The sequence below is a fragment of the Aeromonas sp. s1(2024) genome, from assembly GCF_040908005.1.
GTDB classification, from domain to species: Bacteria; Pseudomonadota; Gammaproteobacteria; order Enterobacterales; family Aeromonadaceae; genus Aeromonas; species Aeromonas caviae.
Genome location: NZ_JBFOCW010000005.1, coordinates 55,660 through 78,374, shown reverse-complemented (window position 1 = coordinate 78,374; position 22,715 = coordinate 55,660). Strand labels below are relative to the sequence as shown.

At 63.6% G+C, this 22,715-nt stretch carries 20 protein-coding genes and 1 other RNA gene; 16 read left to right on the top strand and 5 right to left on the bottom strand.

What is annotated here, in order from left to right:
* The first annotated feature begins 111 nt into the window (after positions 1 to 111).
* The 8 genes from AB5Y70_RS01565 (at position 112) to emrD (ending at position 8,378) form a co-directional block, all read left to right on the top strand.
* Complete coding sequence (locus AB5Y70_RS01565; RefSeq protein WP_029314712.1) at positions 112 to 567, top strand: hypothetical protein; 456 nt, start codon at positions 112 to 114, stop codon at positions 565 to 567.
* Between the two features lie 120 nt (positions 568 to 687).
* Positions 688 to 1,296, top strand: a complete 609-nt coding sequence (locus tag AB5Y70_RS01560; protein ID WP_010675093.1) for a glutathione S-transferase family protein — start codon at positions 688 to 690, stop codon at positions 1,294 to 1,296.
* Positions 1,297 to 1,327: 31 nt separating this feature from the next.
* Positions 1,328 to 1,990, top strand: coding sequence for a glutathione S-transferase family protein (locus tag AB5Y70_RS01555; protein WP_010675092.1), 663 nt, complete (start codon positions 1,328 to 1,330; stop codon positions 1,988 to 1,990).
* Between the two features lie 195 nt (positions 1,991 to 2,185).
* Positions 2,186 to 3,712 carry an ABC transporter substrate-binding protein gene (locus AB5Y70_RS01550; protein ID WP_010675091.1) on the top strand — a complete coding sequence of 509 codons (1,527 nt, stop codon included), beginning with the start codon at positions 2,186 to 2,188 and terminating at the stop codon, positions 3,710 to 3,712.
* A complete protein-coding gene (locus tag AB5Y70_RS01545) occupies positions 3,709 to 4,671 on the top strand; it encodes an ABC transporter permease (RefSeq protein ID WP_029314710.1) in 963 nt (320 codons plus the stop codon). Before AB5Y70_RS01550 ends, AB5Y70_RS01545 begins: the two co-directional genes overlap by 4 nt.
* A 2-nt stretch (positions 4,672 to 4,673) precedes the next feature.
* Positions 4,674 to 5,480, top strand: coding sequence for an ABC transporter permease (locus AB5Y70_RS01540; RefSeq protein WP_010675089.1), 807 nt, complete (start codon positions 4,674 to 4,676; stop codon positions 5,478 to 5,480).
* Positions 5,477 to 6,907, top strand: coding sequence for an ABC transporter ATP-binding protein (locus AB5Y70_RS01535; protein ID WP_043154919.1), 1,431 nt, complete (start codon positions 5,477 to 5,479; stop codon positions 6,905 to 6,907). The genes AB5Y70_RS01540 and AB5Y70_RS01535 overlap by 4 nt, the downstream gene beginning before the upstream one ends.
* A gap of 271 nt (positions 6,908 to 7,178) precedes the next feature.
* On the top strand, positions 7,179 to 8,378 hold the full coding sequence (emrD, locus tag AB5Y70_RS01530) for a multidrug efflux MFS transporter EmrD (RefSeq protein ID WP_010675087.1): 1,200 nt from the start codon (positions 7,179 to 7,181) through the stop codon (positions 8,376 to 8,378).
* A 133-nt stretch (positions 8,379 to 8,511) separates the two neighbouring features.
* Here emrD and ssrS read toward each other — a convergent pair.
* Together ssrS and zapA are read right to left on the bottom strand one after the other, a co-directional pair.
* A non-coding RNA gene (gene ssrS, locus AB5Y70_RS01525) (6S RNA) lies at positions 8,512 to 8,694 on the bottom strand.
* 16 nt (positions 8,695 to 8,710) lie between these two features.
* Complete coding sequence (gene zapA / locus AB5Y70_RS01520) at positions 8,711 to 9,043, bottom strand: cell division protein ZapA (protein ID WP_010675086.1); 333 nt, start codon at positions 9,041 to 9,043, stop codon at positions 8,711 to 8,713.
* A gap of 173 nt (positions 9,044 to 9,216) precedes the next feature.
* Between zapA and AB5Y70_RS01515 the strand changes: the two genes are divergently transcribed.
* The 6 genes from AB5Y70_RS01515 (at position 9,217) to gcvP (ending at position 17,572) form a co-directional block, all read left to right on the top strand.
* Complete coding sequence (locus AB5Y70_RS01515) at positions 9,217 to 9,786, top strand: UPF0149 family protein (RefSeq protein WP_010675085.1); 570 nt, start codon at positions 9,217 to 9,219, stop codon at positions 9,784 to 9,786.
* A gap of 187 nt (positions 9,787 to 9,973) precedes the next feature.
* A complete protein-coding gene (gene ubiH, locus AB5Y70_RS01510; RefSeq protein ID WP_029314704.1) occupies positions 9,974 to 11,197 on the top strand; it encodes a 2-octaprenyl-6-methoxyphenyl hydroxylase in 1,224 nt (407 codons plus the stop codon).
* A 100-nt stretch (positions 11,198 to 11,297) separates the two neighbouring features.
* On the top strand, positions 11,298 to 12,518 hold the full coding sequence (locus tag AB5Y70_RS01505; RefSeq protein WP_010675083.1) for an FAD-dependent 2-octaprenylphenol hydroxylase: 1,221 nt from the start codon (positions 11,298 to 11,300) through the stop codon (positions 12,516 to 12,518).
* A 381-nt stretch (positions 12,519 to 12,899) separates the two neighbouring features.
* Positions 12,900 to 13,997: a glycine cleavage system aminomethyltransferase GcvT gene (gene gcvT / locus AB5Y70_RS01500; RefSeq protein ID WP_010675082.1), complete on the top strand. Its 1,098-nt coding sequence runs from the start codon at positions 12,900 to 12,902 to the stop codon at positions 13,995 to 13,997.
* Between the two features lie 76 nt (positions 13,998 to 14,073).
* Positions 14,074 to 14,463, top strand: coding sequence for a glycine cleavage system protein GcvH (gene gcvH, locus AB5Y70_RS01495; protein ID WP_010675081.1), 390 nt, complete (start codon positions 14,074 to 14,076; stop codon positions 14,461 to 14,463).
* A 232-nt stretch (positions 14,464 to 14,695) separates the two neighbouring features.
* Positions 14,696 to 17,572, top strand: a complete 2,877-nt coding sequence (gene gcvP / locus AB5Y70_RS01490; protein ID WP_010675080.1) for an aminomethyl-transferring glycine dehydrogenase — start codon at positions 14,696 to 14,698, stop codon at positions 17,570 to 17,572.
* Between the two features lie 87 nt (positions 17,573 to 17,659).
* Here gcvP and AB5Y70_RS01485 read toward each other — a convergent pair whose 3' ends face one another.
* Complete coding sequence (locus AB5Y70_RS01485) at positions 17,660 to 18,145, bottom strand: VOC family protein (RefSeq protein ID WP_010675079.1); 486 nt, start codon at positions 18,143 to 18,145, stop codon at positions 17,660 to 17,662.
* Positions 18,146 to 18,373: 228 nt separating this feature from the next.
* Here AB5Y70_RS01485 and AB5Y70_RS01480 point away from each other — a divergent pair, with 228 nt between their 5' ends.
* The gene (locus AB5Y70_RS01480) at positions 18,374 to 19,123 is read left to right on the top strand and encodes a class I SAM-dependent methyltransferase (protein WP_010675078.1); all 750 of its coding nucleotides are present in this window, start codon (positions 18,374 to 18,376) and stop codon (positions 19,121 to 19,123) included.
* A gap of 124 nt (positions 19,124 to 19,247) precedes the next feature.
* Here AB5Y70_RS01480 and AB5Y70_RS01475 read toward each other — a convergent pair whose 3' ends face one another.
* Positions 19,248 to 19,493 (bottom strand): hypothetical protein, encoded by a 246-nt coding sequence (locus tag AB5Y70_RS01475; protein WP_041201636.1) that lies wholly within the window; start codon positions 19,491 to 19,493, stop codon positions 19,248 to 19,250.
* 116 nt (positions 19,494 to 19,609) lie between these two features.
* Between AB5Y70_RS01475 and AB5Y70_RS01470 the strand changes: the two genes are divergently transcribed.
* Positions 19,610 to 20,929 carry an MFS transporter gene (locus AB5Y70_RS01470; RefSeq protein ID WP_029314700.1) on the top strand — a complete coding sequence of 440 codons (1,320 nt, stop codon included), beginning with the start codon at positions 19,610 to 19,612 and terminating at the stop codon, positions 20,927 to 20,929.
* Between the two features lie 68 nt (positions 20,930 to 20,997).
* On the opposite strand, the gene ahpF is transcribed toward AB5Y70_RS01470, so the two are convergent.
* Positions 20,998 to 22,584 carry an alkyl hydroperoxide reductase subunit F gene (gene ahpF / locus AB5Y70_RS01465; RefSeq protein WP_010675075.1) on the bottom strand — a complete coding sequence of 529 codons (1,587 nt, stop codon included), beginning with the start codon at positions 22,582 to 22,584 and terminating at the stop codon, positions 20,998 to 21,000.
* Between the last annotated feature and the right edge of the window lie 131 nt (positions 22,585 to 22,715).

The following is a 22,715-nucleotide window of genomic DNA, read 5'->3' as shown; positions in this document are numbered from 1 at the left end:
TCGGTCAGGGTGGTGACTGACAGATCTGACGGCTCCAATAAAGACCTGTAATCAACTAGTCTTATCGCGACAGCCGGATAACAGGCTGTGGTGAGCATAGGGATATGAGCCATGAATCTGTCATTAGTCAGTCAGAAACCGTCGTCGCCGACGACTCTGGGTGTGTTGGCCGCACTGCGTGCCGCCAGCGAAGAGAGCGATTATGTCACCGAGGTCCGGGTGGCGCAGCCCCAGCAGTGGCAACCGTCGAAGGACGAAGCGGCGATCCTGCTGCTGGAAGAAGAGGGGGCTGCCTGGCCTGTTCCGCTCTGGCCAGCAGGAGGCAGTGCACTGGGATTGCCGGTGCTTCCCCTGTTGGTGCATCGACAGTATGAACATGCTCCACAGGGGCCGGATGTCCGGGATCCGCATTTTTATTTTGTCTCCAACGGCATTCTGCTGGATGAGGCCGAACTGGCGGATCCTGCCTGCAGCCTGGCGCTGCAAAGCAAGTTTGAATCCTATTTCCCGCTGCTTTCCCGTCTTATCTTGCTGCGCCAGCGCCAACCAGGGGTACTGAGCAGCTAATCATCTCCCCCTCGATGCGGGCTGTTCAAGCGGCACAATATTTGTCATAACTGACCGACATTGTGCCGCTTTGCTATGGCCTGCGCAGCGGCTCACTGTGTGTTCGTCGACGGAGGTGACATGAAGGTTTATGAGCTGAGGCGAGCCCCCAATGCCCGTCGGGTCAGAATGTTTCTGGCGGAGAAGGGGATCGAGATGGAATATCAACAGGTCGATCTGGGGGCGGGGGAAAACCTGGCGCCCGCCTTTTTGACCAAGAACCCGGCCGGGCGCATTCCTGTGCTGGAACTCGATGACGGAACCTGTCTGAGTGAAACCCTGGCCATCTGCCGCTATTTTGAAGAGCTTCACCCCGAACCGAACCTGTTTGGCTGCACCGCGCTGGAGCGCGCCACCATAGAGATGTGGAGTCGCTTCATCGAGTTCAACCTCTGGTTGCCGATCGGTATGGCGTTTCGTCATATCACCGGTTTTTACAAAGACCGGGAGCGGGTCTTCCCCGAATGGGGGGAGGAGTGCAAGCAACAGGCTCAGATCTGGTTTGACAAGCTCGATGCCCGTCTTGCCGAAGTGCCCTATATTGCGGGGGAACGCTTCACCATCGCCGACATTCTTGCCCTCTGTACCATTGATTTTGGCAAGGTGGTCGGCCTGCGCATCACCCCCGAACAGCCCCATTTGCAGGACTGGCATGACCGGGTGAGTGCCCGGTCCAGCGCCCAGGCCTGATCCTTTCCCCTGAACGTTCAAGGAGTCCAAGATGATAGAGTTGTACACTGCCGCCACGCCCAACGGGTTCAAGGTGTCGATCGCCCTCGAAGAGCTGGGGCTGCCCTACAAGGTCATTCCCCTTGATTTCTCGACCATGGAGCAGAAGAAGCCCGAGTTCCTGGCCATCAACCCCAATGGCCGCATCCCGGCCATCGTCGATCGGGACAATGGTGACTTCGCGGTGTTCGAGTCCGGCGCCATCCTTATCTATCTGGCGGAAAAAACCGGCAAGTTGCTGCCGCAGGATCCCAAGCGTCGCTCCCAGGCCATCCAGTGGCTGATGTTCCAGATGGGGGGCGTCGGTCCCATGATGGGGCAGGCCAACGTCTTCTATCGCTATTTCCCCGAGAAGATCCCGGCCGCCATCGAGCGTTACCAGAAGGAGGGGCGACGCCTGTTCGAGGTGCTCGACGGTCATCTGGCACACCATGAGTATCTGGCGGACGAGTACAGCATCGCCGACATCGCTACCTGGCCCTGGGTGCGCATCCACGACTGGAGTGGTATCTCCATCGAGGGGTTGGTGCATTTGCAGGCCTGGATGGCACGCATGGAAGCCAGGCCCGCCTGCCAGAAGGGCATCACCATTCCACCGCGTAATGAGAGCCCCGAGGATCAGGTCAAGCGGGCGCAGCAGATGGTGACTCGCTGACGCCATCATGATGGCCCTGACGGGCCATCTTTTTTATTCCCCTTTGACTCCCCGTTGTTTGACGATCTGCATCGCAGTCGCTTTTTGTCTTTCAAATAAGCCATTTATCAAAAATCAAAAGTCATTCTTCCTGATTAATTGTTATGTTATAACGCCATCTCTTTGGTTGATGAACATGAAGCTTGGATGGAAAGGATGACAAAAAAATGCACCGCAGCCGGGTGGTTCGCCCTGGCTCTGATGGCAGGAACGACTGCAGCCGACGGCAAACCGCTTGCCATGGTGGGGCCTTGGGAGATCCACAGTGTCGACCCCGCCAGCAACGGGGTCTTCTTTACTCGCATGCAGGTGGTGGAGACCCTGGTAGATGTCGATAGGAAAGGCAATCTGCAACCCGGGCTTGCCAGTGAGTGGTCGCGTAGCGATGACGGTCTGCAGTGGCGATTCACATTGCGCCCCGGGGCCCGTTTTCACGATGGCAGCGAGGTGAGCGCCGAGCATGCCGCTTTTGCCCTGCAACAGGCCTGGCGCAAGCCCGGCGTGATGACCAGCGCTCCCATTGCGTCCATCGGATCTGGAGATGGCGTCTTGAAGGTCACCCTGAGCGAACCCTTCGCCTCCCTGCCGGCCGTGCTGGCCCACCCCAGCACCCAGATCCTGGCGAAGGCCGCCTACGATGCCAAGGGGGAGGTAACTCAGGTGATAGGCTCTGGCCCCTACCGCATCACCCGCCTGCAACAACCCCAGCGGATAGAGACTGTGCGTTTCGACGGCTGGCAGGGGGCCAGGCCCGCAATCGAGGAGGTCAGCTACCTGACGGTGGGGCGTGCAGAGAGCCGCACCCTGATGGCCGAGAGCGGTCAGGCCGACATCGCCTGGGGGCTGGATCCGGTCAGCATCCGCCGCTTGCAGCAGGCGTCACGGGTCTCCATCGCCTCGGTCACCCTGCCACGGACCATCCAGCTCAAGCTCAATGGCGCCGATCCCCGTCTGAGCGATCCGGTGGTGCGCCGTGCCCTGAGTCTCGCCATCGATCGTCGTGGTATGGCAGCCGCCCTGCTGCGGGATCCCGAGATGGCGGCAACCCAGCTCTTTCCTCCCACTCTGGGGGAGTGGCACCAGCTCGGGTTGACGCCGCTTGCCTATGACGTCAAGGCGGCCCGGGCGGCCTTCGCGGCGGCAGGCTGGCAGCCGGGGGAGGACGGTGTGCTGCGCAAGGGGGAAGAGCGCTTCGCCCTGACCCTGCGTACCTTCCCTGACCGTCCGGAGCTGCCGCTTCTCGCCACGGCACTGCAGGCGCAGTGGAAGGCGGTGGGGGTGGATCTCAAGGTGGCGGTGGGCAACTCGAGCGAGATCCCGGCGGGCCATCAGGACGGCTCGCTCCAGCTTGGTCTCTACGCCCGCAATTATGCCCTGGTACCGGATCCCCTGGTCACGTTGCTGGGGGACTTGGCCCCTGCCGGTGCGGACTGGGGGGTGATGAACTGGCACTCCCCGGCCATGACGCAAACACTGACCCGCCTTGCCACGCAAGCCTTGTCGCCCACAAACGCCGCTGCGGCTCGCCGGGAGATAGCCACGACACTGCAACAGGAGTTGCCGCTCCTGCCCATCGCCTGGTACCGCCAGAGCGCGGCGGTCAGTCGGGGGCTGGAGGGGTTTGAACTCGATCCCCAGGAGCGCAGCTATGGCCTGGACAAGTTGACATGGAGCGCACGATGACAGCGACACCCTTGTCTCGCGTCATGGGGATACTGGGTCAGCGTCTGGTGCAGGCGCTGGTGGTTGCCCTGCTGGTGGCCGGACTCTGTTTTCTGATGGTGCAGTCCCTGCCCGGAGACATCGCCTTTCGCATCGCGGCGGGTCGTTATGGCTATGACTATGTCACCGCCGAGGCGGCCAACGCGGTGCGCAGCGAGCTGGGGCTGGCCGGCTCGGCCCTTGCCCGTTTTGGCGACTGGCTGTGGGCCTTGCTGCAAGGGGATCTCGGCAGCTCCCTGGTGACGGGCGCACCGGTCGCCGCCGACGTGGGTCATCACCTGGGCGCCACCCTGACGCTCGCGAGCGCCTCCGTGGTGCTGGCGCTGGTGGTGGCGCTGCCGCTTGGCAGCCTGAGTGCGCTGCGCCCGGGGGGATGGTGTGATCGCCTGACCCTGGGCTGGAGCGTGCTGATGCGTGCGTTGCCCCCCTTCTTGCTCGGCCTGGTGCTCATGGTGATGCTCTCGGTGGAGCTGGGCTGGGTCAGTGCGGCAGGGCACGGGGAGGGGAGCAACCTGCTGCTGCCCGCCCTGACCCTGGGATTGGGGCTCTCCGGCGTGCTCTCCCGGGTGGTGCGTGAAAGCGTGCTCACCGTGGTGCAGTCCGGTTATTACCGATTTGCCCTCACCAAGGGGCTTTCGCCGGCCCGGGTTTTCTGGCGCCACGGTCTGCGCAACACCGGGGTCAGCATCATCGCCTACACCAGCGTGCAACTGGTGCTGCTCATCGAGGGGGTCGTGGTGGTCGAGAGCCTGTTTGCCTGGCCCGGGATCGGCCATGCGCTGGTGCACGCCATCTTCTGGCGCGACATCCCCATGGTTCAGGGGACCGTGCTGGTGCTGGCGGTGCTCTTCGTGCTGCTCAATACCCTCACCGATCTGCTTTGTCTTGCCATTGACCCCCGTGGTCCCAAGGAGTCCTGATCATGTCGTTGTCTGTCAAAACGGGGCTGGGCCTGCTCCTGCTGGTGGTGTTGTTTGCCCTGCTGGGCCCCGTGCTCTGGCCCGATCCGGCGGCTCAGGATCTGGCACAGTTTCTGGCTGATCCCTCCTGGCAGGAGCCCCTCGGGCGGGATCAGATGGGGCGCAGCCTGATGGCGCGCCTCGCGGCGGCGACCCGGCTCTCCCTGCTGCTGGGACTGCTGTGCGTCATCACGGCGGCGCTGTTGGGGTCATTGCTGGGCTGGCTCTCGGCCTGGCGCGGCGGCTGGGTCGACGGTCTGCTGCGCAGCCTGGCCGACGGCGTGCTGGCCCTGCCAGGCCTGTTGCTGGTGCTGCTCTTCTCCGCCATGGCCCAGGGTGGCTTTGCCATCCTCTATCTCGGCTTGGCCATGGCCCAGTGGGTGGAGTATTACCGGGTGGTGCGTGCCCGCAGCCGGGGGCTGCTCGCCTCGCCCCAGGTGGAGGCGTCCCGTCTGCTGGGATTCGGCCATGCCCATGTGGTGCGGCGCCATCTCTGGCCCGAGCTCGCCCCCCAGTTGCTCACCATGATGGCCTTCGGCCTAGCGGGTGCCATTCTAACCCTCTCTACCCTGGGCTTTGTCGGAGTGGGCATTCAGCCGCCAACGCCGGAGCTGGGGCTGATGATGACGGAGGCGCTGCCCCACTATCAGGAGGCTCCCCGTCTGCTACTGGCCCCCATTCTTGTCATGGGGCTGATGTTGCTGGCCCTGGTGCTGCTTCATCAGACGCGCGGCCTTGACATGCCATCTTCACAAGGAGCCACCTCATGACGGCCATTCATATCAAGGGGTTGCAGGTCGATGATGGCCAGAAAACCCTGTTGCAGGCGCTGGATTTCACCATTCATCCCGGCACCGCCCTGACCCTGATCGGGGAGAGCGGTTCGGGCAAATCCCTGTTGGCTCATGCCCTGATGGGCACGTTGCCAGCCCCCCTGACAGGCCGGGGCGAGATGGTGTCGGGTGGCCGCCATCACAACCTGGCCGACACGCCTCGCCTGCGCACTCTCTGGGGGCGGGAGCTGGCGATGCTGCCCCAGGAGCCGGTGCTGGCGCTGGATCCCACCATGGGGTTGCTTGCCCAGGTGGAGGAAGGGTGGCTGCCAGGCGGCAAGGAGGCCCGATCGCGGGCCCGTGCCGCCCTCGAGCGGCTTGGACTGGCCGGGCGGGAGGGCGCCTTTGTACACCAGCTCTCGGGAGGCATGGCTCAGCGCGCGGCCTTTGCCGCCGCCACCCTGGGGGAGGCCCGTCTGCTGGTGGCTGACGAGCCCACCAAGGGGCTCGACAGCCGGGCCGCAGCCAGGCTGGGTGCCTTGTTGCTGGGCTACCTGGCCCGTGGACGCCATCTGCTGACCATCACTCATGATCTCTCCCTGGCTCGCGCATTGGGGGGCTGGGTGCTGGTGGTCAAGGGAGGAGAGATCGTGGAGCAGGGGCCCGCCGAGCGTGTGCTGCACACGCCATCCCATGCCTATACCCGGGCCCTGCTGGCGGCGGAGCCCTCCGCCTGGCCCGAGGCGGCCGTCCCTCCTACCGGTGACTGGCTCATCCGCGGAAAGGGGCTTGCCATGGGATATGGGGCTCAACCCCTGTTCACGGGGCTGGACCTTGCCCTGGCGCAAGGGGAGCGAATGGCCATCATGGCGCCGAGCGGCGCGGGCAAGAGCACCCTCGGCAACGTGCTGCTGGGTCTGCAACGCCCCCTGCAAGGGGAGGTGCTGCGACGGGAAGGGGTAGCTCCCTGCCGCTGGCAGAAGCTCTATCAGGATCCGGTGCAGGCCTTTGCCAGCCGGGTACGCCTCGCCACCCAGTTCGATGATGTGCTGCGTCTGCACAGGCTGCCTCGCCATCGGCTTGTCGACTATCTGGCCCGGTTGGGGCTGGATGAACGGCTGTTGACGCGCCTGCCAAACCAGGTCTCGGGAGGGGAGCTGCAGCGGCTGTCGCTTATCCGGGCCCTGTTGCTGCGCCCCGTGCTGCTGTTCGCCGATGAGCCCACGTCCCGGCTCGATCCCCTGAGCCAGCAACAGACCATCGCCTGTCTGCTGGAGGAACTGGGAGAGATAGGCTGCGCCCTGCTGCTGGTGACCCATGACGAAGGGCTGGTCGGCAAGGTTGCTCCTCGTTGTCTGAGACTGGGGGAGGCGGGTACCCCCATGTTCGAAGGCGCGTCGGCCGAGGTGAGAAGAGTGGGGTAAAGAGGGGACAGGATGAATCCTTCCCCCATGATGAGATGACAGTGACGGGGCCTTGGGCCCCGTCGCATTAGAAAAACTTGGGTAAGCAGATTATAAAGTTTCGTTCGTTTTTTGTGATATGAATCACTAAGATTGTCGTAAGCCAGAGAGCGTCCTGCTGCTGGCGGGTGCGGGTCCTCCGCCTTGTTCCTCTTCAACGACCTTTGTCAGACACCTCCTGCAGATCCCTGCCCGGAGGGTGGCGGCTTTTTGATTTTTTTCGGACGACAGTATGTATCGGCACAGCTTCTATCCCCTGTTTTTCCTGACCATTCTGATGGTCGCCGTGGGTCAGATGACCCAGACCCTTTATGTGCCCTCCATTCCCATGATGGCGGGGGACTTCCATGTGGCCTCCGGCCAACTGCAGGCGGTGATGGCCTGCTACCTCATTCCCTACGGCCTCTCCCAGTTCGTTTATGGCCCCTTGTCGGATCGCATCGGTCGTCGCCCTGTGCTCATCATCGGCATGATGATCTTCCTGGTCGGCACCCTCACCATCCAGCTGATCCCGAGCTTCACCGCCTTGCTGGCGGGCAGCCTTATCCAGGGGCTGGGCACCGGGGCAGGGGGCGCCATGAGCCGGACCGTGATGCGCGACCGTTACAGTGGCGCCGAGCTCAACCGTGCCAACAGCCTGGTGAGCATGGGGGTCATCTTCTCCCCTCTGCTGGCACCTGTGCTGGGCGGCTGGCTCACCGAGCTGTTCAACTGGCGTGCCGGCTACTGGTTCCTGTTCGGTTTTGGTGCCCTGACCACCCTGGCGTTGCTGGCCTGGTTTGGCGAGACGCTGCCAGCATCCGCCCGCCAGCATTCGCTGCGGGTGGGCGCCGCCTATCGTCATGTGCTCGGCAACCCGCGCTTTCAGGGCAACCTGCTCTGTCTGATGGCCACCTTTGCCGGCCTCGCGGTGTTCGAGGCGGCGGCCGGGGTGTTGCTGGGGGACGTGCTCAAGCTGAGTGCCCGCACCGTCAGCGTGCTGTTCGTGCTGCCGCTGCCCGGTTATCTGTTCGGCGCCTGGCTTTCCGCCAGACTGAGTTTTCGCCTGAGCCAGGGCAAGCTGATGCGCCTTGGCATCGCCTTCCTGGCCCTGGGGTCGCTCATCATCCTGGTACCCGGGCTGCTCGGCATGGTGAGCGCTGCCTCCCTCGTGGGCGGGGCTGCGGTCTACTTCATTGGCAGCGGCATTCTCTATCCGACCGCCACCTCCTGTGCCATCGAGCCCTTCCCGGGCCAGGCGGGTACCGCGGGAGCCGTGCTCGGGGGCATGCAGAATCTGGGGGCTGGCGTGGTAACCCTGCTGGCCGCCAGCTTCCCGATGACGGGGCAGGTGACCCTGGGGGCCATCATGACGGTGATGGTGCTGATCGTGGCCTTGAGCTTTGTGTGGCTGCGCCACAACGGCGCGCCCCACGAGCAGATGGCCGTCTGACACGGCCAAGAGCCCGCTCCGTTGGCGGGCTTTTTACTGCCTCCTGCCGGGTGGCGAGACGCCGCAGGCGAGTGGAAGGGGGTTGCCGCGCAGGCAAAGAAAAAGCCCGTCGTGATGACGGGCTTTTTTGGGTAGGTACCCCGGAGATGCCGTTGCCGGTTTGGGCCCTTGAACCGTCGGTTCAAGGCGGAGATCTAATCTGGCCGCAGGCTTCTCGGTCGGGCCGAGCATGCTCAATAGCCAGAAGGCAGACCCCCTGTTTGGTATGAATATCGGCTCGGGGACTTGAACCGGCTGACAAACACTCCAGGGAATTTCAAAACTCGGTGCGATTAGGGCTGTTGCGCCTCTTCGCTGGATTCACCGTATTGTCCGTGCTCGATCAAGGCGGCTTCGATGGTGCGTTGCAGCATCTTGATCCGCTTGTCCATGGTCTCAGAGTATTGGTGGTTTTTCTCTTTTTCAAGGCAGAGCTCATGACAGAAATTGAGCGCTGCCATGACGGCCAGCTGTTCGTTGCTGGAGACCTTGGAACGTTGACGAAGCTCGATGAGCTTGTCGGTCAGCTGGTCGGCGGCCTGGCGCAGGGCATCTTGTTGTCCCAAGGGACAGGACACCTTGTAGGGACGTCCCAGAATGACGATTTCTACGGCCTCTATGCTCATGCCTTCCTCAATACGGCGGGGCTGATTTCCGCCTTTATCCACGTGGACAACTGGGCGGGACTATATAGCGCAGATGCAGAAGTTTCAAGGCCTTGCTGGCTCTGGCTGGGGGAGAATGCTAGGATCTCGGCCATAAATTCTGCATATTTGCCTGAACTTTGAGCGGATCCTAGATGAGCAAAACAACCCCCCTGAAATACGCCGCCGTGGCGGACCTGATGGCACAGCACGACCTCATGGCGACGGCCGTCGAGGCCCATGGCGTGATCTGCGGCCTGGTGTGCGGTGGCGTGGCCCTGGACGACAAAAGCTGGCAGCCCCATTTCAATGATCTGATCAACGACGGTTTCGGTCTGCCGGCACCGGTGCGCCAGGTGATGACCGACCTCTATCACGAGGTGATCGAGAGCCTGATGGCACAAAAGGGCGTCGAGCTGCTGCTGCCAAGCGACGAGGCGCCGCTCGATGAGCGCATCGACTCGCTGGTGGACTGGTCCCAGGCCTTCCTGGCCGGCTTTGGCGTGGTCCAACAGGAGCTCTCCAAGGCATCCGAAGAGCTGCAGGAGATGATTCAGGACATCGCCAGCATCACCCAGGTCTCTGCCGAGTTCGATCAGGAAGATGAAGAGAACGAAGCCTCCTTCCTGGTGCTTTACGAACACGTGCGCCTCGGGGTCATGATGGCGTTCGAGGAGTTTGGCAAGCGCCCGGCTGCACCGAGCATGCCGCCGACCCTGCACTGATCTGCCCGCCCACCGGGTCAATGAAAGAGCGCATCACGGCGCTCTTTCTGTTTTACAAGGGGCGAGAGCAGGGGAGGCACTCTGCTAACCCATGGTGCCAAAGCGGTTTTTTGCCCGTGGCTTCGCATCCCGTCCGCCACCTTTGTGGTAGGATTGGCCCACGTTTTTTCGCCTATGCCCTCTTCTCATGTCTCAATCTGATCTGGTTCACGTCGACGTGGCTATCGTCGGCGGTGGTATGAGCGGTGCCGTGCTGGCCTTCTCCCTTGCCGCCCTGAAAGGACAGGATGGCGCCCCCCTGCAGATCCTGCTGCTGGAGGCCAGTGCGCCCGAGCTCAATGCTCATCCCGGTTTCGATGCCCGTGCCATCGCGCTTTCCGCCGGTACCTGCGAGGCGCTGGCCCGTCACGGCCTCTGGCCGCACCTGGTACCCCACTGCTCCCCCATCACCCATATCCATGTGTCGGATCGGGGCCACTGTGGCCAGACCCGGCTGTCGGCGGCGGAGTATGGTCTACCCGCCCTCGGTCAGGTGATCGAGCTGTCGGCGGCGGGCATCGTGCTGCAAGAGGCGATCGCCGCCTGCCCGCAGATCCGTATGTTGTGCCCGGCCAGGCTTGAGGCCATCGACCCCGACGAGGCGGGAGTGACGCTCGCCCTGGAGGGCGGCGCGCGCTACCGCACCCGGCTGCTGGTGGCGGCCGACGGGGGCCACTCCTTCGTGCGCCAGCATTTCAAGATGCCGGTCAGTCGCCACGATTATGGCCAGAGCGCCATCATCGCCACCGTCAAGACCGCCGAGGATCCCGCCGGACGGGCCTTCGAGCGCTTCACCGATGGAGGGCCGCTGGCCCTGCTGCCCATGCAGGACGGCCTCTCTTCTCTGGTGTGGAGCGTGCCGCGGGACGAGGCACAGGGGCTGCTTGCACTGGATGACGCCGCCTTTCTCGCCCGTCTGCAGCAGGCTTTTGGCTGGCGCCTCGGGCGCATCGAGCGTACCGGCGTGCGCCACCTCTATCCGCTGGTGCTGACGGTGGCCGACTACCCGCTGGCCCAGCGCACCGTGCTGGTGGGTAACGCCGCCCACCTGCTGCACCCCATCGCCGGTCAGGGGTTCAACCTCGGCATGCGGGATCTGGACGTGCTGACCCGGACCCTGGCCCGTGCGCTCGCGGCGGGGGAAGACATCGGCGGCTTTGAGGTGCTAAGCGGCTACTGGCAGCAGCGGCGGGACGATCAGGCCCAGACCGTCTGGCTCACGTCCTCCCTGGCCCAGCTCTTCTCAAACCATCACGCTCCCCTGGTGGTGGGCCGCAATCTGGCGCTCTCCCTGATGGGCAGAGTGCCCTGGCTCAAGGCACCGCTCGCCTCCCGCACCCTGGGATTCGTGGGCGAGGTGTGCGGCCAATAAGCGCTGTCGCCCCGGCGGCAAAGACGATTTCGAGCAAGAGGCACGCCTGTGGGCGTCGCCTCGCAGATCCTGGCGACCCGCCCGGAAAGGACACAAGAGAATGCAGATGCAAGATGTGGATGTGGTGATCGTGGGGGGGGGCATGGTGGGCCTGGGGCTCGCTGCCGCCCTCAAGAACCGGGCGATCAAGGTGGCCATCGTGGAAGGCCGGCTGCCCGATGCAACGCTCGGTGAGACGCCGGACAACAGGGTCAGTGCCCTGAGCCTCGCGAGTCAGCACATCCTGCAAGGGGTCGGCGCCTGGGACGGCATAGTGGCGCGCCGCCTGCAGCCCTACGAGAAGATGCAGGTGTGGGAGCAGGACAGTTTCGGCCACATCGATTTCGATGCTGCCAGCCTGCGTCAGGGGGCCCTTGGCCACATCGTCGAGAACCGGGTGATCCAGCTTGCGCTGCTGGACGCCATCGCGGGGGCCAGCAATATCCAGATGCTGACCCCGGCCCGGGCCACCAGCCTGCAGTGCGGGCCAGCGGGCGCCCTGCTGCTGCTGGAAGATGGCCAGGCCCTCTCGGCCAAGCTGGTGGTGGCCGCCGACGGCGCCCACTCCTGGGTGCGCCGTCAGGCCGATATCCCGCTCACCAGCTGGGATTACGGTCATCACGCCCTGGTGGCGACGGTGCGTTGTGCCGAGCCCCATGAGGCGGTGGCGCGCCAGATCTTCACCCCCCAGGGGCCGCTCGCCTTCCTGCCCCTGTGGCAGCCCGACCTCTGCTCTATCGTGTGGTCTGTGCCCGCGGCCCGCGCCGAGGCGCTCTGCGCCCTGGATGACGACGGCTTCAACCGCCAGCTCACCGCCGCCTTTGATGGGCGCCTCGGGCTGTGCAAGGTGGAGGGGGCTCGCAGCGCCATTCCGCTCACCGCCCGCTACGCCCGCGACTTTGCCCGCGAGCGCCTGGTGCTGGTGGGGGATGCGGCCCACACCATCCACCCGCTGGCGGGGCAGGGGGTGAATCTGGGCTTGCTGGATGCCGCCGCCCTGGCGGAGCAGATCCTCATTCATCACGGCAAGGGCGCGGACATCGGCCTGCTCGCCAACCTGCGGGGCTACGAGCGCTGGCGCAAGAGCGAGGCGGCGCGCATGCTGGCGGCCATGGAGGGGCTCAAGCGACTGTTTGCGGGCAGCAACCCCCTCAAGAAGCTGGTGCGCGGGGTGGGGCTTCGCGCCGTCGACGGTCTTGGCCCCCTCAAGCAGGGCATGATCCGGGCCGCCATGGGGCTGGATGGGGAGCTGCCCACCCTGGCCAAGGGTGAAAAAATCTAATCTTACCCCGGGGTTTTAACAAAAAAACTAATCTGACAGGGCGAGATGACCCTTTGGGGGGTCAGCCTTTAATGTTGGCGAGAAGCGAAACGTTTTTCTGTAAATTGTGACGGGACGGTAAAAATCAACATTAAATCCCGCAATGGCGCGGTTTTGGCTGTTTTTATCACTGTTTTTGCCTTAGTGTCTGGTGTCAGTGAGTCGGGTGAGGATTAGTTTTTTTTGAGCGGTGCCCCGGCACGCTTGTCATATAATCCGCTCCGTTCAAGGAATCACTCCTGCCCGCCCGGGCGGGAACGAGCACAGAGCTTGTGGTCCGTAGTTCCCGACGAGCCGGGGCGGATTGCGAGTGTTGTCGCGAACGCTTAAGGAAACACAGCGATGATCCAGACTACTGTATTGCATCCGAAACACCTGGAAGCGGGTGCCAAGATGGTGGACTTCCACGGTTGGGAGATGCCCATCAACTACGGTTCCCAGTTGGAAGAGCACCATGTGGTGCGCACCGATGCAGGCATGTTCGATGTCTCCCACATGACCATCGTCGATTTGACCGGCGAGCGGGTCAAAGCCTTCCTGCAACACCTGCTGGCCAACGACGTGGCCAAACTCACCGTCCCCGGCAAGGCCCTCTACAGCGGCATGCTCAATCCGGAAGGCGGCGTCATCGATGACCTCATCACCTACTTCCTGACCGATACCTTCTACCGCCTGGTGGTGAACTCCGCTACCCGCGAGAAGGATCTGGCCTGGATCCGCCATCACGCCATCGACTTTGCCGTGAGCGTGACCGAGCGCCCCGAGCTTGCCATGATCGCGGTGCAGGGCCCCCACGCCAAGGCCAAGGCGGCCAAGGTGTTCACCCCCGAGCAGAATGCGGCGGTCGAAGGGATGAAGCCCTTCTTCGGTGTGCAGGCCGGGGATCTCTTCATCGCCACCACCGGCTACACCGGCGAAGATGGCTACGAGATTGTGGTTCCCCAAGAGAAGGCGTGCGATCTGTGGCAGGCCCTGCTGGACAACGGCGTGGCCCCTTGCGGCCTGGGTGCCCGTGATACCCTGCGCCTGGAAGCGGGCATGAACCTCTACGGTCAGGACATGGACGAGTCAATCTCTCCGCTTGCCGCCAACATGGCCTGGACCCTGGCCTGGGAGCCTGCCTCCCGCCAATTCATCGGCCGCGCCGCCCTGGAAGCCCAGAAGGCCGCCGGCAACCAGCCCAAGCTGGTGGGTCTGGTGATGGAAGAAAAGGGCGTGCTGCGTGCCGGCATGCCGGTCACTTTCACCAGCGAGAGCGGCGAAACACGGGAAGGGGTGATCACCTCCGGCTCCTTCTCGCCCACCCTGGGTTACAGCATTGCCCTGGCGCGGGTGCCCCGCGATATCGGCGAACAGGCCCAGGTGGAGATCCGCAAGAAGCAGGTCACCGTGAAAGTCACCAAGCCGGCCTTCGTGCGCAACGGCCAGCCGCTGGTGTAATCATTGATTGCGGCGAGGGTTGACCTTCGCCGCCCCATTTTTGTTGAAGCGATCCAAGAGCATAAAGGAAGCACAAATGAGCCATATCCCGAGCGAACTGAAATATGCCACCTCCCACGAGTGGGTCCGTGTTGAAGCCAACGGCGAAGCCGTGGTCGGCATCACCGAGCACGCCCAGGATCTGCTGGGGGACATGGTGTTCGTCGATCTGCCGGAAGTGGGCAAGCAGGTGAGCGCCGGTGAAGATTGCGCCGTGGCGGAGTCCGTCAAGGCCGCCTCCGACATCTACAGCCCGGTGAGCGGCGAGATCCTGGCCGTCAACGAAGAGCTGGAAGGCAGCCCCGAGCTGGTCAACTCCGACCCCTACGGCGCCGGCTGGCTGTTCCGCATCAAGCTGGACGACGCGGGCGAGCTCGCCAACCTGCTGGATGCCGAAGGCTACCAGAACGTGGTGGACGAAGAGTAATGCCCCCGGGCCCTGCCAACACAGCAGGGCCCACTTGTATGACTGCCATCCTGCGGCCATGGCGGTTGCAGGAAAGGCGCAGCCTTTGCGCCTTCGGGATGCCCTTGCCGCATTCCCCGTCTGCCCGCGGCGGACACAGAACATGAGTGGAGCCGGTATCGACCGGCTACAGGAACATCAGGTCTTGGTTATCAGGATGTCATGCCAGGACCTATTACCAGGAAATAGGGAAATGACCCAGTCACTGTTTGAACTCGAGCAAAAAACCGATTTCATCCGCCGTCACATCGGCCCGGGTGAGGAAGAACTGCGGGCCCTGCTCGCCACCGTGGGTGCCGAGAGCCTGGACGATCTGATTGAGCAGACGGTCCCCGCCGCCATCCGTCGTCCGGGGCCGCTTGGTATCGGCGCCCCCATGACCGAAGTGGAGGCCCTGGCCAAGCTCAAGGGCTATGCGGCCAAGAACCAGATCGCCAAGAGCTACATCGGCATGGGCTACCACGACACCCACGTGCCCCACGTCATCCTGCGCAACGTGCTGGAAAACCCGGGCTGGTACACCGCCTACACCCCCTATCAGCCCGAGCTGGCCCAGGGCCGTCTCGAAGCCCTGCTCAACTTCCAGCAGCTCACCCTGGATCTCACCGGCATGGATCTGGCGAGCGCCTCCCTGCTCGATGAAGCCACCGCCGCCGCCGAAGCCATGGCGCTGGCCAAGCGCATGGCCAAATCCAAATCCAACCTCTTCTTCGTGGCCGACGACGTTCACCCCCAGGTGATCGACGTGGTCAAGGAGCGCGCGGTCCACTTCGGTTTCGATGTGGTGGTCGGCCCTGCGGGCGAGGCCGTGAGCGAAGAGGTGTTCGGTGCCATGTTCCAGTACCCGGGGACCACCGGCAATGTGGCCGATCTGCGTTCCCTCATTGCCGCCGTCCAGGCCCAGAAGGGGCTGGCCTGCGTCGGGACCGACATGCTCTCCCTGCTGCTGCTCAAATCCCCGGGTGAACTGGGTGCCGACGTGGTGTTCGGCAGTGCCCAGCGCTTCGGTGTGCCCATGGGTTACGGTGGCCCCCACGCCGCCTTCTTCGCCACCCGCGACGCCTACAAGCGCTCCATGCCGGGTCGCATCATCGGCGTCTCCAAGGATGCCCGTGGCAAGAGCGCCCTGCGCATGGCCATGCAGACCCGCGAGCAGCACATCCGCCGCGAGAAGGCCAACTCCAACATCTGTACCGCCCAGGTGCTGCTGGCCAACATGGCGAGCTTCTACGCCGTCTACCACGGCCCGGTGGGGCTGAAAACCATCGCCTCCCGCGTGCACCGTCTGACCACCATCCTGGCGCTCGGCCTCACTGCCAAGGGCGTGACTCTCAAGCACGGAAGCTGGTTCGATACCCTCACAGTACTGACGTCGGACAAAGCTGCACTCATTGCCAAGGCCGAAGGGCTCGGCATCAACCTGCGCGCGGATCTGGACGGTGCGGTCGGTGTGTCCCTCTCTGAAACCACCACCCGAGGCGATGTGGCCGAGCTGTTCGACCTGTTCCTTGGGGGGGGTCACGGCCTCGATGTGGAGGCCCTCGACCAGGCCGCCCAGACGCATCAGGCGATCCCGCAGGATCTGCTGCGCACCGACGCCGTGCTGACCCACGAGGTATTCAACAAGTACCACTCCGAGACCGAGATGCTGCGCTACATCCACCGTCTCGAAGCGAAAGATCTGGCCCTGAACTACGCCATGATCTCCCTGGGCTCCTGCACCATGAAGCTCAACGCCACCGCCGAGATGATCCCGGTGACCTGGCCTGAATTTGGCAAGCTGCACCCCTTCGCGCCGCTCAAGCAGACTCAAGGCTACCAGCTGCTGCTGGCAGATCTGGAAGACTGGCTGGTGAAGGTGACCGGCTACGATGCGGTCTGCATGCAGCCCAACTCCGGCGCTCAGGGCGAATACGCGGGCCTCTTGGCCATCAAGAAGTACCACGAGTCTCGCGGCGAGGGGCATCGCGATGTCTGCCTCATCCCGGCCTCTGCCCACGGTACCAACCCGGCTTCCGCCCAGATGGCGGGCCTCAAGGTCATCGTCACCGCCTGTGACAAGGCTGGCAACGTGGATCTGGACGACCTGCGCGCCAAGGCCGCCGAGGTCGGAGACCAGCTCTCCTGCCTGATGGTGACCTACCCCTCCACCCACGGGGTGTACGAGGAGACCATCAAGGAGGTGTGCGACATCGTTCACCAGTATGGTGGTCAGGTGTACCTCGACGGCGCCAACATGAACGCGCAGGTCGGGCTGACGGCGCCAGGCTTTATCGGCGCGGACGTCTCTCACCTCAACCTGCACAAGACCTTCGCCATTCCTCATGGCGGTGGCGGTCCGGGCATGGGCCCCATCGGCGTGAAGAAACACTTGGCACCGTTTGTGGCCGGTCACGCCGTGGTCAAGACCGACAAGGAGAGCCGTGACAACGGCGCCGTGTCTGCCGCTCCGTTCGGTTCGGCCAGCATTTTGCCCATCAGCTGGATGTACATCGCCATGCTGGGGGACGAGGGGCTCAAGAAATCCACCCAGGTCGCCATCCTCAACGCCAACTACCTGGCCAAGAAGCTCGGCGAGTCCTTCCCCGTGCTCTATACAGGTCGCAACGGCCGGGTGGCCCACGAGTGCATTCTGGACATCCGCCCGCTCAAAGAAGCCAGTGGCATCAGCGAGATGGACGTGGCCAAGCGGTTGATGGACTACGGCTTCCACGCGCCGACCATGAGCTTCCCGGTGGCGGGCACCCTGATGGTCGAGCCGACCGAATCCGAATCCAAGCGCGAGCTGGATCGCTTCGTGGAAGCCATGACCGCCATCCGCGCCGAGATTGCCCGGGTGCAGGACGGTCACTGGAGCCTTGCCGACAACCCCCTGGTCCATGCGCCGCACACCCAGGACGACGTGATGGATGCAGAGTGGAACCGTGGCTACAGCCGCGCCGAGGCGGTCTTCCCATCCGACGCGGTGCGCGCCAGCAAGCTTTGGCCGTCGGTCAACCGTATCGACGACGTCTATGGCGATCGCAATCTGTTCTGCTCCTGCGTACCCACCGAGGATTACGCCAAGTAATCGCGGCGCCGTGAAGAGCTGACAGCCAATATGCACAAGGCCACCCCCAGGGGTGGCCTTGTTGTGTGCGGCGCCCGTGCGAACGGGCTACTCGCCCTGGCGCGCCGCCTCGATGGTGGCAATGTCAATCTTGTCCATCTGCATCATGGCCTCGAAGGCGCGTCTCGCTGCCTCGGGGTCGGGATCGCTTATCGCCTCGATGAGGACCTGAGGGGTGATCTGCCAGGAGATGCCCCACTTGTCCTGACACCAGCCGCACTCGCTCGCCTGACCGCCATGGTCGATGATGGCGTGCCAGTAGCGATCCGTCTCGGCCTGGTCCTGGGTGGCCACCTGAAACGAGAACGCCCAGTTGTGGCGGACCCCGGGCCCGCCGTTGAGGCCGAGGCAGGGGATCCCCATCACCCTGAACTCGACCGTCAGCACGTCCCCTTTCTTGCCGGCGGGATAGTCGGCCGGGGCCCGGTGTACGGCACCGACGGCGGAGTCGGGGAAGAGGCTGGCGTAAAACCGTGCCGCCTCCTCGGCATCCCCGTCATACCAGAGGCAAATCCTGTTCTTGACTGGTCTCATTGTGTCGCAGCTCCATCCTGGTGTTTGTCCTTCGACGCCCGTGAGCGGGCGCCCCGATGGGTATCCTGCCGCCCGCAGCGCCTGCTGCTTCGCTGGGTGGCAAGCCAGCCTGTACGCCGTTTGCCACCCGCTTGGGGCTTGCATGATGGGGTCAAGTGTAGTGGCATGGGGATCCTGGTCACCAGGCCGGGAGCCGGCATGAAGGCCGCATCAAGAGAGGAGTCTGCCATGGACAGTACCCAGCGATTCTCGACCCGGGTCGAGGCCTATGTGAAATATCGACCCGGTTATCCCGCCGCCATGCTGGATTTTCTGGCAAGGGAGCTGGCCATGGGGCCAGAGGCCCAGGTGGCGGACATCGGCGCGGGCACCGGCATCCTGACCGCCCTGCTGGCCCCCCGGGTCGCGCGGGTCTGGGCGGTGGAGCCCAATGACGATATGCGGGCTGCCGCCAAACGGCTGCTTGCCCAGGTGGGGAACATCGGCTGGCTGCACGGCAGTGCGGAAGCCACGGGCCTGCCCACGGGGGCGATGGATCTGGTGACGGTCGCCCAGGCGTTTCACTGGTTCGATCGCGCGGCTTTTCGGCAGGAGTGCCAGCGGCTGCTCAAGCCCGGTGGCCAGGTCGCCCTCATCTGGAATGACAGGCTGACGAACACCCCGTTTCTCAAGGCCTATGAAGAGGGGCTGCACGCCTACTCGGGGGATTACGAGGAGGTCAATCATCGCAACCTCGGTGAGGCGGATTTTCGCGCCTTCTTCACCGGGGAGTACCGGCTCGATCGCTTCGAGAACAGCCAGCTGTTCGATCTTGACGGGGTGCTTGGACGGCTCAACTCCTCCTCCTATGCGCCTGTGGCGGGCACGCCGGCCCACGATCAGATGACAGCGCTCGTTCGCCGCGAGTTTGCTCGCCACGCCGTTGACGGCAAGATAGCCTTCAACTATTGCACTCTGGTCTACAGTGGCCGGGTGTAGCCCCGTTCAGCGCTGACATCCGCAGTGAAAAGGCCCCCGCCAGTGATGGCGAGGGCCTTGTTTCATTTTGGCGGTCTGTATCCGGGCGATGCGAAAGAGACCGTCGCGCGGCGAAGGGGCGGTATCAGCCCTGATCGATGCTGAGAATGGCCATGGCCTTGGCCAGGGTATCGACCGATTCCTGATGCTTGCCCGCGTTGTGCAGGGTCTCTCCGTCCGCCCTCAACTGCTTCACCTCGGCCAGTTGCTCGGCACTGAGGGCGGGGCCTGCGGCCAGGGCGTCGTCTATCTTCTTCATGTCCATGGGGCAGTGGAAGGCGAGGGCGCTGCCGCAAAAGAGCAGGGCGGCCAACAACAGCATGAGTCTCATCTTTCGGATCTCCATGTGGGGTTCCCGTCAAGCATAGCCCCGCAGGGGGAGGGCATTCGGGTTGAAGGGGGCGGGAGGCAGGGGCTACCATGACCCTTTTATTGCGAGGAGGCTCCATGGCACTGACAAGGTTGCTGTCCCCCCTGACCAGTCTGGTGATCTTCATTCTGGGTCACGGTCTGTTCAATACCCTGCTGACGGTGCGTCTCTCCGCCGAGCAGGTGTCCGCCCAGGCCATCGGTCTGGTGTCGGCTGCCTATTTCGGCGGCCTGGTGCTGGGGACCTTCATCAATGCCCGCCTCATCATCCGGGTGGGACATATCCGGGCCTATGCGGCTTATGCCTCCCTGCTCTGTTTTCTGTTTCTGCTGCACGGCATGGTGGTGGAGCCTGTCACCTGGGCGGCGCTGCGGCTGATCGGGGGGTTTGCCACCGGCGGCCTGTTCGTGGTGCTGGAGTCCTGGATGCTGGTCTCAAGCACCCCGGCGAACCGGGGGCGGTTGATGTCCCTCTACATGATCCTGCTGTACGGTTCACTTGCCCTGGGCCAGCAGCTGCTCAAGCAGGTGGACCCCATGGTGCTGACGCCGTTCGCCCTGTGCGCCATGGCGGCGACTCTCTCCGTGGTGCCTCTGGCTCTCTCCCGAGTGGCGACGCCGGCCATGGTGGCACCCCAGCCGGTGGGAGTGCTGGAGCTGGTGCGCCTCACTCCGGCGGGGATGGGCAGCAGCTTTACCTCGGGCCTCATCCTCGGGTCCATCTATGGGCTGTTGCCGCTCTATTTCACCGACAGCGGCGCCTCCCTCTCCCAGGTGGCGGACATGATGGCGCTGGTGATCCTGGGGGGGATGTGTCTGCAATATCCTATCGGACGTGCATCTGATCGTTACGACAGACGGTTGGTGATCCTGCTGCTCTGCGCCCTGCTGACCCTGATCGCGTTGTTGATGGTGCTGCTGCCGGAGCCCTGGCGTGAGCCAGTCGAGGGGACTCTTGTCTTCCTGCTGGGGGGCATGGCGTTCTCCATCTATCCCTTGAGCCTCAGCCATGCCTGCGATGAACTGCGCCCGGATCAGGTGCTGGGGGCAAACCAGGGGTTGCTGCTTGCCTACAGCCTGGGGGCCATGACGGGTCCGCTGCTGGCCCCCTTTACCATGGCAACGTTCGGACCACAGGGGCTGTTCGTCTACTTTGCCCTGTGCGGTCTGCTGCTGTCGGCCTATCTCGGCTGGCGCAGGCGTAAGCGAGCCCCCATTCCGCTGACGGAGCATCAGGTTTTCATACCTGTGCCCCCCAACACCCCCATGACGGCGGAGCTGGAGCCAAGAACGGATCTGGAAGGGGAGGCAGTGCCGGCGAGCTATGCCGTGCCTGATGCAGAAGAGAGAGCGGTGAGTGAAGAGGGGCAGGAGAGGGACGCGCCGCAGGGGCGCTGAAGGCTGGCGACCCAACGACAGGGATAAAAAAACCGACTCCAGGGAGTCGGTTTTTTGTTGGGCGGTTATCAGGCGGTCACGGCATCGGCCTGGGTAGCTTGTGCTTCCGGCGCCGGGTTGCGAATGAGGTAATCAAACGCACCCAGGGCGGCGGTGGCACCTGCCCCCATGGAGATGATGATCTGCTTGAACGGTACCGTGGTGGCATCCCCTGCGGCATAGACGCCGGGCAGGGAGGTGGCACCCTTGGTGTCGATCTCGATTTCGCCAAAGCGGGTCAGGGCCACTTCGCTCCCCTTGAGGAACTCGGTGTTCGGCACCAGACCGATCTGGACGAAGATGCCGGCCACCGCCAGATGCTTGATCTCGCCGGTAGTGCGATCTTCGTAGTCCATGCCCACCACCTTGCTGCCGTCGCCGATCACTTCGGTGGTGCGGGCGCTCATGATGATGTCGATATTGCCCATGGAACGGGCCTTCTTCTGCAGCACATCGTCGGCACGCAGAGTATCGGCGAACTCCACCACGGTGACGTGCTCGACGATGCCGGCCAGATCGATGGCAGCCTCGATGCCGGAGTTGCCGCCACCGATCACCGCCACGCGCTTGCCCTTGAAGAAGGGGCCGTCACAGTGGGGGCAGTAGGCCACACCCTTGGTACGGTACTCGAGTTCACCCGGCACGTTCAGGTCGCGCCAGCGGGCACCGGTCGCCAGGATCACGGCGCGGCTCTTCAAGGTGGCACCGGAGGCGAGGTCCACGTTGACGTAACCATCCTTGCTGATGGCGGCGGCGCGCTGCTCGGTGATCACTTCCACGCCGTACTGCTTCACGTGCTGCTCCAGGCTGGCGGCCAGCTTGGGGCCCTCGGTGTAGGGCACGGAGATGAAGTTCTCGATGCCGACGGTGTCCATCACCTGGCCACCGAAACGTTCGGCGACAATGGCGGTGCGAATGCCTTTGCGGGCGGCATAGATGGCCGCGGCGGCGCCGGCTGGGCCACCGCCCACCACCAGCACGTCATAAGGCGCTTTTTCGCTCAGCTCTTGCGCCTTGCGCTCGGCAGCGCCGGTGTCGAGTTTGGCAACGATCTCTTCCAGCGAGATGCGGCCCTGGCTGAACGGCTGACCGTTCAGGTAGACGTTCGGGACCGCCATGATTTGACGCTCGTTCACCTCATCCTGGAACAGGGCACCGTCGATCATGGTGTGGGTGATGCCGGGGTTCAGGGTGGACATCAGGTTCAGGGCCTGTACCACGTCCGGACAGTTGTGGCAGGAGAGTGAAATATAGGTCTCGAAGTGGAACTCGCCCTTGAGGTTCTTCACCTGCTCCAGCACGGCCGGATCGGCCTTGGAGGGGTGACCGCCGCTTTGCAGCAGGGCGAGCACCAGGGAGGTGAATTCATGACCCATGGGAATGCCGGCAAAGTGCACGCGCGGGGCCTGGCCCTGGGGCGCGATGCTCATGGAAGGCTTGCGGGTATTGGTGCCATCGGTCAGGGAAATTTTGGGGGACATCTCGGCAATCTCGCTGGCCAATGCCAGGAGTTCGGCGGATTTGTCGCTGTCATTGCCGGACACGCTGATCTCGATGGGATTGACGATGTACTGCAAGTAACCGTTGAGTTGTTGTTTGAGGTTGGTATCTAACATGGTCGAATTCCTTCTTGCTGAATGCGGGTCGGCACGATGACCGGATACAGAAAACAGAGGTCCACACAGCAGACCGGCGCATTTTCTGAGGGCCGTAAACAAGACCGGCCCTTGAACGGGCCGGTCTTCAG